This is a genomic window from Acinetobacter bereziniae (assembly GCF_016576965.1).
Taxonomy (GTDB): Bacteria; Pseudomonadota; Gammaproteobacteria; order Pseudomonadales; family Moraxellaceae; genus Acinetobacter; species Acinetobacter bereziniae.
This window is the reverse complement of record NZ_CP066119.1, coordinates 1,541,162-1,553,592: the sequence shown is the minus strand read 5'-3', so window position 1 is coordinate 1,553,592 and position 12,431 is coordinate 1,541,162. Positions and strand designations below refer to the sequence as shown.

At 38.1% G+C, this 12,431-nt stretch carries 9 protein-coding genes; 2 read left to right on the top strand and 7 right to left on the bottom strand.

The genetic code is table 11. The features are described from left to right. Nucleotides 1-141: 141 nt before the first annotated feature. Nucleotides 142-1,500: a nucleobase:cation symporter-2 family protein gene (locus I9192_RS07300; RefSeq protein WP_005030114.1), complete on the top strand. Its 1,359-nt coding sequence runs from the start codon at nucleotides 142-144 to the stop codon at nucleotides 1,498-1,500. A 68-nt stretch (nucleotides 1,501-1,568) separates the two neighbouring features. On the opposite strand, the gene I9192_RS07295 is transcribed toward I9192_RS07300, so the two are convergent. The 3 genes from I9192_RS07295 to I9192_RS07285 all read right to left on the bottom strand — a co-directional run bounded on the left by I9192_RS07295 (nucleotide 1,569) and on the right by I9192_RS07285 (nucleotide 4,372). Then, nucleotides 1,569-2,795, bottom strand: a complete 1,227-nt coding sequence (locus I9192_RS07295) for an alpha/beta hydrolase family protein (RefSeq protein WP_005030116.1) — start codon at nucleotides 2,793-2,795, stop codon at nucleotides 1,569-1,571. Between the two features lie 183 nt (nucleotides 2,796-2,978). Beyond that, a complete protein-coding gene (gene ubiA / locus I9192_RS07290; RefSeq protein ID WP_005030119.1) occupies nucleotides 2,979-3,857 on the bottom strand; it encodes a 4-hydroxybenzoate octaprenyltransferase in 879 nt (292 codons plus the stop codon). Between the two features lie 17 nt (nucleotides 3,858-3,874). Continuing rightward, nucleotides 3,875-4,372, bottom strand: a complete 498-nt coding sequence (locus tag I9192_RS07285) for a chorismate--pyruvate lyase family protein (protein ID WP_005030122.1) — start codon at nucleotides 4,370-4,372, stop codon at nucleotides 3,875-3,877. Nucleotides 4,373-4,649: 277 nt separating this feature from the next. Here I9192_RS07285 and I9192_RS07280 point away from each other — a divergent pair, with 277 nt between their 5' ends. Next, nucleotides 4,650-6,182, top strand: a complete 1,533-nt coding sequence (locus tag I9192_RS07280; RefSeq protein ID WP_005030123.1) for a DUF4139 domain-containing protein — start codon at nucleotides 4,650-4,652, stop codon at nucleotides 6,180-6,182. 77 nt (nucleotides 6,183-6,259) lie between these two features. Here I9192_RS07280 and rnk read toward each other — a convergent pair whose 3' ends face one another. The 4 genes from rnk to I9192_RS07260 form a co-directional block, all read right to left on the bottom strand. Further along, entirely contained in the window at nucleotides 6,260-6,664 is a 405-nt protein-coding gene (rnk, locus tag I9192_RS07275) for a nucleoside diphosphate kinase regulator (protein WP_004831562.1), read from the bottom strand. Nucleotides 6,665-6,893: 229 nt separating this feature from the next. Next, nucleotides 6,894-8,147: a serine hydroxymethyltransferase gene (glyA, locus tag I9192_RS07270; RefSeq protein WP_004831563.1), complete on the bottom strand. Its 1,254-nt coding sequence runs from the start codon at nucleotides 8,145-8,147 to the stop codon at nucleotides 6,894-6,896. A gap of 160 nt (nucleotides 8,148-8,307) precedes the next feature. Beyond that, nucleotides 8,308-9,528: an alpha/beta hydrolase family protein gene (locus tag I9192_RS07265; protein ID WP_005030126.1), complete on the bottom strand. Its 1,221-nt coding sequence runs from the start codon at nucleotides 9,526-9,528 to the stop codon at nucleotides 8,308-8,310. Nucleotides 9,529-10,599: 1,071 nt separating this feature from the next. Next, nucleotides 10,600-11,907, bottom strand: a complete 1,308-nt coding sequence (locus I9192_RS07260) for an alpha/beta hydrolase family protein (RefSeq protein ID WP_200150269.1) — start codon at nucleotides 11,905-11,907, stop codon at nucleotides 10,600-10,602. Nucleotides 11,908-12,431 lie beyond the last annotated feature (524 nt).

The window sequence follows — 12,431 nt, the reverse complement described above, 5'->3', positions numbered from 1 at the left end:
GATGATGACTTAATATTGAACGTATCATCCTACGTTTAGGCCATTCGCTGCGCATGCAGAACCAAATCTATTCATATTTTACCGTTTGGCATACAAATTGCTCATCTAAACCATTGATGAAAAATTCATGAAGGGTTTCATATGAGCACTGAAATTAACAAAATCAAACCTGAAGATGAAGTTTTAAGTTTAGGAAAAAACCTGACTTTTGGTCTACAACATGTACTCACCATGTATGGTGGTTTAATCGCTGCCCCATTGGTAGTAGGGACAGCCATTGGTTTAAATACAGCCGAAATTGCACTATTAATTACTGCCTCGATTCTTGTTGGTGGTTTAGCTACGTTGTTACAAACATTAGGAGTGAAATGGTTTGGTGCAAAACTGCCCATAGTACAGGGCACTTCATTTGCTGCCGTGGCAAGTATGATTGCAATTGGTACTACAGGCGGTAATATTCAAACAATTTTTGGTGCAGCCATTGTCAGTTCTATTTTTGGTTTGTTGATTGCTCCATTTTTCTCAAAAATTGTGCGTTTCTTTCCACCGATTGTCACAGGTTCCATCATTACAATTATCGGAATTTCACTGTTACCCGTTGCTATTCGTTGGATTATGGGAGGAAATCCCAAAGCACCCTCATGGGGTTCATTAGAAAATATTGGAATTGCAGCATTCACACTCACGATCCTACTTTTGGTCAGCCGTTTTGGTACAGCAACCATGGCACGTCTGGCAGTATTGATTGCGATTATCGTCGGTGCGATATTCACCATCTTTTTAGGCGTTGCCGACTTTTCTAAAGTCACTCAAGGTGAGCTGTTTGCTTTGCCACATTTGTTCGCCTTTGGTCTTCCTACTTTTGAAATGTCTGCTATCTTGACCATGTGTATTGTCAGTATTGTGATCCTGACTGAAACTACTGCCAGCCTATTGGCGATTGGTGAAATTGTAGATACAAAAATGGACAGTCCCCGTCTCGCAAATGGTTTAAGAGCCGATATGCTTTCTTCAGCGATTGCCCCCTTATTCGGTTCATTTATGCAATGTGCTTTTGTACAAAATGTTGGCTTGGTCGCTATCTCAGGTGTGAAAAGTCGTTTTGTTGTTGCAACAGGTGGAGCAATTTTAGTGGTTTTGGGTTTATTGCCTATTTTTGGTCGTATTGTCGCAGCGATTCCGATGCCTGTTCTGGGTGGAGCGGGTATCGTTTTATTTGGTAGTGTTGCTGCAAGTGGGATTCGTACACTTTCTAAAGTCGATTATCAAATCCAGTCCAATTTAATCATTGTGGCAGTTTCAATTTGTGCGGGTTTAATTCCGTTGATTAGTCCAGAGTTTTTCAATGCATTCCCAAAAGTATTACAAACCCTATTTCACTCGGGGATTACCACGACCTGTATTACAGCAGTCATGCTGAATATCTTCTTTAATCATCTGTCCTTTGGTAAAAGCTCGGTGAAAGCTCCAGTTAAGACTGTACAAACAGTGACGCATTAATTTATAAAAACAGAGCTTCTATTGAAGCTCTGTTTTTATATCAATAACTACATTTAATCATTAAAAGATTATTTTGTGATTGGCATATGCTTTTTAATAAAAGCAACCAATTCAGCGTTCTTTGCAACAATTGCTCCTGTATGATTTTGGTCATCTACCAGCAAGAACGTCACATCTGTACCCATATTTTTTAAGTCTTGCTGTAATTTTTCAGTCACTTGATAAGGTACTGCCATATCTAATTTACCCTGAATAATCATCACAGGTGTATTAATTTTCTTGGTTGCAGGCTGATTGTCTACTAAGAATTTTTTTACTGTTGAATTTTCTTGGAAGTTATCAATAAGCCCTGGATAATCTAGAACAGTTTTACCGCTATTCGTGTTCAAATATTCACGAATATCTGTAATAAATTTACCCTTCAAATCTTCGAGACATGAACCATTTTCACCCGTTGTGCCCTCTGCCAATTCTACAATCAACTTAGAACGATCTTTGAATACTTCTCGGTAATTAAAACGAGGCTCATAAGCAGTGATTCCTACAGTTGTATAAGCAGCATAAGCCAATAATTCTGCATAGACATCGATTGCTGTCTCGACTTTGCCAGCGAGAAGAAGGTTCCGAATTGCTTGTGGTGCAACGACAGAAATGATATAGCCTAAACTTGAAGCAGGTGCACCTGCTACTGCGCCTCTATAATTGGTATCACTATTAGAAAGTTCTGCTGTCCCTAAAGAAGCATGACCACCTTGAGACTGCCCCACGGACATCCATTGACCATTGATCTGACTACCATAATGATCTTTATAGGCTTTTACCGCATAAATCGCTGAATTTGCTTCGCTCTTTAAATTCAAATATGGGTGCATACCCGGTGTTCCTAAGCCCTCATAGTCAGGTGCAACCACCACATAGCCTTCTTTTAATAAGCTTTGTGCCATATTTTTAAAACGTGGGTTAAAGCCATTCTTACTCGGCGCACAGCTATCACCTACACCTACCGTCCCATGTTCCCACACCACGACTTTCCAACCTTCCGCAGGTCTTGTTGTTTTAGGCACAAAAACCATGGCTGTGGCTTTTTTAGTTTCCCCTAAAACATTCGGCATATTATAGGTCATGACTTTGACTGAGGATGCTTCACTCATACTGTCTAAATTATATGAACTTTCCGATACATAACTTTTATTACTATTCCAATTATCCCAGTTGTCATCATCATTACATGCGCTTAAAAATAAAGCTGAACCACAAGTAATAGCCAATAGTGTCCGTTTAAATAATACTTTCATTACCCATTCCTCAAATTTTTCTTTTTTGAACAGCTCCGTGTTCCCCTCTAATTAAACATAAAAAAAAGCATCTTGCTAGAATGCTTTTAACCAAAGAGTAAAATAATATAGAAATACAAATAATTAATTTTAATTTATGTGATTTATCACACTTTAAATCAAACTCAATCAGCTTTAACCAAATCAAATGAGTGCAATAAAAATGCCTGCAAAAATAATCAGTCCAACCCAACGATTGTGTCTAAATGCCCAGAAACATCTTTGTGGATCACGATCTTTGGTTTTACTCCACTGATAAATAAAGTCTCCTGAAACCAATAACAATGCAATCAGTCCTATTGGGATCAGAATATTTTCCAAATACAGCGCTGCACCAATCAACACCACACTGCTCAACTGCAATAATGAAATAATTTCTATATCATAGCGACCAAACAGGATAGCTGTAGATTTCACCCCAATTTTTAAATCATATTCTCGATCTGTAATGGCATATTGCGTATCATAGGCTACGGTCCAAGCGAGATTGCCAAAATAAAGTAACCAACATGTCCAGCCTAAAGGTTTGCCCATTGCAGTAAAAGACATGGGAATTCCCCATGAAAATGCCATTCCCAACACCACTTGGGGTAAATGGGTATAACGCTTCATGAATGGATAAATAAATGCCAGAAGCAAACCTGCTAACGCACAATAAAATGTTGCAATCGGTAAAAAAAATAAAGTGCAGGCGCTTGCAGCCACCAACCCGATAAAAACCCAAACTGCTTCTTTTGCCGAAATTACACCCGTTGCAAGAGGACGGTTTTTAGTGCGTTCAACGTGGGCATCGACTTTACGATCTGCAAAGTCATTGATTGCACAACCAGCCGCACGCATAAAAATTGTCCCTAAGACCATCGCAACCAAAGTAACAATATCCGGGATTCCTTCCGCAGCAATCCATAATGCCCACATGGTTGGCCAAAATACCAGCTCTGTTCCGATAGGTTTATCAAAACGACATAGATAATAATATGCTTCTAACCGTTGTTTCCATGTGGTTTGTTGCTCTATTGCCATGACAGTCCTTCAGTACACTATTTTGAAATATGCTGTTGTTGTAAAAATTGTTCAAAAGCAGGTAAAAAAGTTTCTTGAACTATAAATTTACAACCATGCCAAGTATAACAACTTTGGCGTGTCCAACCTTCTGCTAATTTTAAAACACGTCTTTCACATAAAGGATTGGTTCTTTGGAACAAAAACTTTCCAATTGGTTTGGTTCGGATGTGTTTAAACAAACGTGCTTTGCTGTGAATACTTAAAATAGGAAAGATACTTTTTGCTTTAACCCAAGGTTGTGCATCACAACCATATAAATAGCTTTCTCGCACCCATGAGGTATGTTGGTGAGGCATTGACATCCATTGACTGTCTAACAATGTCATTCTTTGATAGTGCTCTTGGATAGGCTGGACTTTGAAAATACCACCTGCCGCATCTGTCAATTGCTGGGTCAGGGAACCTTGTGCAAACAACCATGTTTTTAATTCAGGAGGAAATTTATGATCCCGTATTGCGCATGATTGTTTCAATGTTCACCCCTTCCATTTTTTGGATGACTCAGTGTAACCGAAATTTTTAACTTTGTTTGAGCTGATCTTTAAAATGTTCAGAATTAGTTGAAAAATCAATAAAAATTAAATCCACTCGAAAAGAACTTAATTTTCAATAAATCTCTTGATCAGTGATAAAGCATCACAAACATTGGGCTTTTTTAGTACGACTTAACTATTTTCGTTTTGATTTATCTTGATTTCTGCTACATTTTATAAATTAAAATCAATTGTAATGATTTCAGGACAAGCATAAATGAATATAAAAACTGCGCTAAAATTTAGCTTACTGTGTCTGCCTTCGACTTATAGCTTTGCACTCAACTTATCCAGTTCTCCAATCCAACAAGTCACCCTATACCCAACATTGGCAAAAATCGAACGAACCATTCCTGTGCAAGCTGGGGAACAGTTGGTGAGCTTGAGTGGACTAGCTGCCAATTTCAATATCGACCAACTGCAATATCAAAGTAGTAATATCGAAGTGAATGCAGTTTCTCACACTGACAGTGCATTAGATAAGCCTGCTGGCAATGAGTCTTCACAGTTACGCGACCATATCGACGCGATTAAAAAGAAAATTTCAGAACAAAATTCAATTATTCAAGCTGCTGAACTACAGAATAAATTCTTGGGCAATGTGACCGAAGGTTCTGCACCCAAAGTCCGTAAGCAAGCTTATGAAGCGTTTATCGCCATTGATCAAGCCAAGATCGAAAAAGAAAAGCTTGAACAACGTTTAGATGAGTTGGAACAAGATTTAAGCGCCATTGGTGACAGTGAGTTTAATCAAAGAACCCTTAAATTTTATGTCAATGCACCACAACGGGGTGAAATCAAAATCAGTTATATGGTGCCTTATGCACGTTGGCAACCGATTTATAAAGCTGAATTGGATACCCAGACGAAGCAAATTAAGCTCACACGTATGGCAATGATTGCTCAAAAAACAGGTGAAGACTGGAATAATGTGAAGCTGGCACTGTCTACGGCAACACCGCAAAACTATGTTCAACAAGTTCAACCACAACAATGGTGGGTAAATTATTTTGAGCCAGAACCTGTTGTACGCCCTATTTATGCTATTGCTCCTGCACCAATGGCTGAAATGAGCTATGACCGAAAAGAAAAAAGTGTCAAAAAAGCGCCCCAGTTTCCACAATTCCAAGCAGCCGATCTAAACTTTAGTACTGAATTTCGATCAGAAACCAAAGCCTCAATTCCAAGTAGCCAACAGCAAATATTCTTACCTTTAAGCACAGAACAATATGCAGCAAAACTCTCAGTGTGGGCGATTCCTAAAAATAGTACCCAGGCAACGATTAATGCTGAGATTGCAAAATTGGATCAGAATTGGCCTTCAGGTACAGTGAAACTCTATCGTGACGGCGACTATATCGGACAAAGAGCTTGGAACAACAGTGTAGATGAAAACTTACAAATGAGTTTTGGAACCGATGATCAAATCCAAATCAAAGTCACTGATTTGTCCGACAAGAAAAACCCTGTCAAAGGGACACAGTCAGAAACTACACAGAAACAGCAATATTCTGTGCAAAACTTACATAACTATCCAATTCAAGTGACTATTTTTGAATCTGAGCCACAAAGTCAAAATGGAAAACTGACCACTCACTCAACTTATAGCATTCCCCCAACGGCGACCCAATGGAATGGACAACCGAATATCAACTTATGGCAAGTGGATTTAAATCCAAAGCAAAGTTATAAGTTGGACGTACAACACCAGTTTAAATATCCAAGTAAAGGTAGAACCTCTGGTTTTTAATATTCTCTTCTCCACCATAAATAATGAAGCCCAGTCATCACTGGGCTTTGATTTGCAACATGCTCATCCGGCATAGACTAAAGATAGTCACCCTCACGTTCAGGCTGATACAATACTTTTTCAATTTTAACTTTCATTAAGTGTCCATCAGGTTGCGGCCACTCGATTTCTTGCCCTTCAGCCAAACCTAAAATAGCGGCGCCAACAGGAGCAATGACATTGACCTGCCCTTTATCACCACGGAAATCATGTGGATAAACCAGTGTAATTTCAGTTGCTTCAGTTGATGGTGCAATCGTGATCAGCACCTTTGCATTCATGGTCACAACATTTGCTGGAATGGCATCAGGTGCAACCACTTCTGCACGTGCCAATTCTTCTTCTAAATGCTGCATGGTGATCGTCAACTTTGACTGATGTTCTAACATCGTTTCCAAACGATGCAAATCCTGTTCTGAAATAATAATATTGGGTTTAGTCATGTACCGAATTCCTTTGCACTATTGCATTACCACAAGCGTATTGATAAAGCCGATCTTACAGTTATACATCAATTCGCTTGCCAACTAAATTGACAAAGCAAGATATAAACTGAAATCCATAGCTTTTCATCACCGATTTCTTTTATAACAGATATTTAGTCGTATATTACCGCTTTTTATTCAACCATAAAAAAAGCCTCCTTGAGAGGAGGCTTTCTCAAGTCAATGCTTATTTTGCATAAACTGGGAATTTAGCACATACCGCTTCAACTTTAGCTTGTACTGCTTTGATTACCGCTTCATCACCTTTAGCGTCTAGGATATCAGCAATCCAACCTGCCAAATCACGCACTTCCGCTTCACCAAAACCACGAGTGGTTACAGCAGGTGTACCGATACGGATACCTGAAGTAACAAATGGAGAACGTGGATCATTTGGTACAGCATTTTTATTCACTGTAATATGCGCTGCGCCTAACCATGCGTCAGCATCTTTACCTGTCACATCTTGTTTAATCAACGATAACAAGAATAAATGGTTTTCTGTACCACCAGAAACAACATCATAACCACGTGAAATCAACACTTCAGCCATCGCTTTAGCATTAACAACCACTTGTTTTTGATATTCTTTATATTCAGGTGTCATTGCTTCTTTAAAGCAAATTGCTTTTGCCGCAACAGCATGAACCAAAGGACCACCTTGGTTACCTGGGAATACAGCTGATTGAAGTTTTTTCTCAATCTCTTCATTTGCTTTAGCAAGGATCAAACCAGAACGTGGACCACGTAAAGTTTTATGCGTAGTCGTCGTTGTTACATCCGCAATTTGTACTGGGCTTGGATATACACCAGCAGCCACTAAACCAGCAACGTGCGCCATATCAACAAATAAATATGCACCAACTTTATCCGCGATATCACGGAAACGTTGCCAATCAACAATTTGGCTATACGCAGAGAAACCAGCAACGATCATACGAGGCTTGTGTTCTACAGCCAAACGTTCAACTTCTTCGTAGTCAATTTCACCAGTTTCAGGGTTTAAACCATATTGCACTGCATTATAAGTTTTACCTGAAAAGCTTACTTTTGCACCGTGGGTCAAGTGACCGCCATGCGCTAAGCTCATTCCTAAAACAGTATCGCCTGGGTTTAAAAGTGCAAGATAGACTGCTGAGTTTGCTTGAGAACCCGCATGAGGTTGTACGTTAGCGTAGTCAGCACCAAATAATGCTTTAGCACGATCGATCGCCAATTGTTCGATCACGTCTACATATTCACAACCGCCATAATAGCGTTTACCAGGATAACCTTCGGCATATTTGTTAGTGAGTTTTGATCCTTGTGCTTCCATTACTGCAGGTGAGCAATAGTTTTCAGATGCAATTAACTCAATGTGTGCTTCTTGACGGGCATCTTCTTGAGAAATTGCTTGAGCGATTTCTGGATCAAATTCAGAAATAGAGATATTGGCGAACATTAGCGAGGTCCTATGAATTAGGGCTTTTAAGCCGTGCTAAGATTGCGCGTATTGTAGCATGAAGTTTGTAATTAAACAGAATGAAGTTTGCTCTGTTTTAAATAAAAATAGCTAATGTATCGTACATTAGCTATTTTTTTGATAATGGCAGTTTAAAGCGTTATTTTGCTGCAAACATAGCTTTGACATCTGCAACAATATTATCAATATTTAAAACATACGCAGAACTATGATCCCAAGTAGGTTCAGGGATATAGCGAACCTGTGTACCAAATGCTTTTGCGGTAGCATATAAAGTATCTGTCGCAATTTTGGGTACAGTAGTATCCGCCCCCCCCTGATAAATTACTACAGGTGTTTTGACTTGAACTTGTAGTGGTTGTGAGTCTTCATTTAAAAATTTTTGTACAGGCGCTAGGGTCATAAATCCGTCAGTTGTTCTTGGATAATTCTTTAATGAACCATTGCTACCAACATATTGCATCATAGCCCCTGCAAATTGAGTTCCAAGATCACAGCTTGATTCTGCATTTCTTGCAATTGCATCCGTCGGTACTTTAAATACTTGGCTATAGTCTAAAGTAGGGTTTGTATTGCGTAAGCCCGCAGCAATTAATGCAGTAAAGGTATCTAAAGATGCATAAACAGGTATCTGCTGAGTTGGTGTAGCATTTTCAACTGAAAGATTTCCAACACTTAAAATTAATTTCAATTGTGAAGCTGGTGCAACAGCGACGGTTCCTTTATAGTCTAGGTTTGCACGCGCCGCATATTGCGCAGCGCCTAATGCTGCTTGACCACCTTGAGAATGTCCAACTGTGACCCACTGATTAGACGCTTTACTGCCTAGCCAACTCCGTGTCGCCACTACCGCATCAGTAATCGAATAAGCTTCACTTTTTAAATTTAAAAATGGGTGTAATTCTTTACCACCAGGCTCGCCCAAGCCTTCGTAATCAGGTGCGACCACCACGTAGCCTGCTGCAAGAAACTTAGAAATCATGCCTTTAATATGGTCATTCATCACATTACGACTTGGTGCACATACATCTGCAACTCCTGTTGTCCCATGTGCCCAAACCACGATTGGCCAACCACCTGCTGGTGCTACAGTTTTCGGTGTAAAGACCAGTGAGGTTGCTTGAACTTCGGTACCATTAATACCTTTCATTTTATAGGTCATCACGACACTATCCGTTGCCACAGCAGAAAAGTCAGTTGCAGTATATGCGCTTGGTGTTCCCACAACAGGATTGGCAATCGTGTTGACATCTGTATTATCTGGAGAAGCTCCAGATGAACTCCCTCCACCACCGTTATTACATGCTGTTAAAGCGATCCCAGAACTTATAATTAAAACTGTTAGTAAATTCTTTTTCATGTGATTTATCCTTAAACACAATTTTTTAAATATTTTATATCACTTATTACACATAAGTATTTCATGAATACGTCAAAAAAATATGTTAGGCAAGTCTTTTGCTCATTATTTTTAAGGGATGAATCAACTGAATAAATCATCAATAATGGCATCAAACCACACAAGGCATCATGTTTATTGTTAACACATTGAACAATATATAGAAATCTAAACTGCCAAGAAATGGCTATTTATTGTTTATAAAATTAATATCAAAGTAGCTTAAAGATTCGTTTAAAATTTCAATTTAATCTTACTTCAACGACGCTAACTTTTTCTCAGAATAAGATTCAACAGCATATCGCCAATCTGTTGAAAAATGCATATCGCAACATATAATTTCTTGATCAATAAAATCAATGCAATAAAGATCGTTTTGAATGATGTGAAGCTTTCCTAACCAAACTGTTATGCTGTACATCTAAAACCTAAATAAATTTACCTAGATGATGCTTCACTTTGTCTGACCCATTTTTTGTTTAACCGTATTCTTGCGATGCAAAAAAGGTAGTGCTTTGTTTTTTGCTCATATACGCATATAACCTCACTCAACATGGCAACATCCATGTCACCTCGCGATAGCAAGACCATCGATGATGCAAAAGTACAGAATAAATGAATCACAAAAATTTTATAAAATTTGCATAAGAAACAAAAAATTAACTCAGCATAAATGATTAAAATAAAAAATCACTGGTATGAATACTCAAGAAATGTTGAATGCATACCCTATTGATTTAAATATTTAAAAAAAATTTGACTACAGGACAATGAGAGATAGATTGACTCAATCTTTTCGCAAACTAACTATTTCACAAACTAAAAACTATAAAAGTCATTGCTAAAAACCTGAGGATTTCCCTCTGCCTTTGCATATATTAGATGAAACAGGATGCTAACAACGTTATTGCTGAATGAAGATGCTAATCATGTTGCATTAGATAAATAAAGCAAGTTGAGTTATTCATAAGCTACCACTGTTCGATTGAACAGTGGCAAAATTTAAAAACGATACTGGTCAATATTTAAGGATTAGTTTGATAGCAGTGTTTTAATATCCGCCAATAAGTTTCCGTTTTTAGCATTTACAGTATAAGCAGTACTATGGTCCCATTTTGGATCGGTTCGATAATCAATTTTTGTGGTTAATGCTCGTGCTTGCGCCACTAATGCGTCTGTTGCCTGAGGCAACACCAATGTATCTGCACCACCTTGATAAATAATAATTGGTGTTTTAACCAAGACTTGAAGAGGTTGTGAATCTTTCTCCAAAAATTGTTTGACGATCGGATCATCCATATAGCCCACATTTCGACGTGGATAATCTTTTATACTGAAGTTATTTTTATAAGCGTATTCCCCTATTCCTCGCGTAAATGCAAGTCCTAGATTAAGCACACATATAGACTCTGCTTGTTCTGCAATTTTATCGGTAGGAGACTTAAAGACCTGACTATACACACCGCTTACACCATAAGTAGCCTTAATACTTGCTGCAATTAACGAAGTAAACCCATCTGTAGCAACATAACCTAAGACTTTACGTTCGTATTCCGGGTTTGTTTCACCATTTTCATCCAGCATATTATCAGGTAACCCTTCTAATTTAAATTGAATTAAAGTGTCAATCATTTTTAAATTAGACGCTGGTGCAATTGCCACTGCACCTTTATAGTCCATATTGGCACGTGCTGCATATTGTGCTGCACCCAATGCCGCTTGCCCTCCTTGTGAATGCCCCACTACTGCCCATTTATTAGAGACCTTATCACGTAACCAACTTTTGGTTGCTACCACTGCATCCGTAATTGAATAAGCCTCACTTTTGACATTGAGAAAAGGATGGAGTTCTTTATCGCCAGGCTCACCCAAACCTTCATAATCAGGTGCGACAACCACATAACCTTCTTTAACAAAACTATCAATCATGTCTTTAATCGTTGGATCACCTGGACCAAAAATACCTTGTATCGTCAATTTATTAACACTCGGTGCACAAATATCTGCGACACCCGTTGTACCATGCGCCCAAACTACGATTGGCCACCCCCCTACAGGCGGTGCTGTTTTAGGTGTAAAAACTAAGCTGGTTGCGAGTGTCTCGGTTCCTTTGATGCCTTTCATTTTATAAGTCATCACCACACTTTCTGCAGCATTTGGTGGTGCATCATCTTTAATATATTTATATGCAGCAGGTGTTCCCACCACAGGGTTTTGAATATTATTGATGTCTACATTTGATGTGGTTGATGGATCTCCATCATTATTGTCATCTCCTCCACATGCCGTCAAAAATACAACTGAGCTTGCTAATAATATCGAAAGCGTATTTCTTTTCATTTTATTCATCCTTGTTGTCTATCTTGTTTTAATGCTTCAATGTGAATAACTCCAATTTATCCACACCGATCATTCGATTACCTAGCTTTTGGCGGGGTATTCTTTTTAAATTATCCTAAATCGAATAATTAAGATAATCTACACTATATTTATCTTATTAAAATAAATTTGCAAGCGATATTCGATAGTTATTTATTTTGATATTCAATGGAAAATATTTAAAAAAGTAGATAAAATCGATTTTAAACTAAAAAATGAGGTATGCTTCACTGTATTCAATAGAATTTATAATCTTTACCATAAAAATATCAACAAACCCAAATATTAAGATGTTCTTATAAATTTTTAAGTAAATGATGATAGCCAGTCTCAACTAGATATAATTTATATTTTAATCATGCAACCACCATACAAGGACAGAACTGCTTGAGAGTTAAACAAAAACAAATCAAAACTGACTTTCAAATAACTTTAAATTGTATTCAATGCTTAAAAAAGCTAGGGTACTCAAAAGCTCCTGGTCA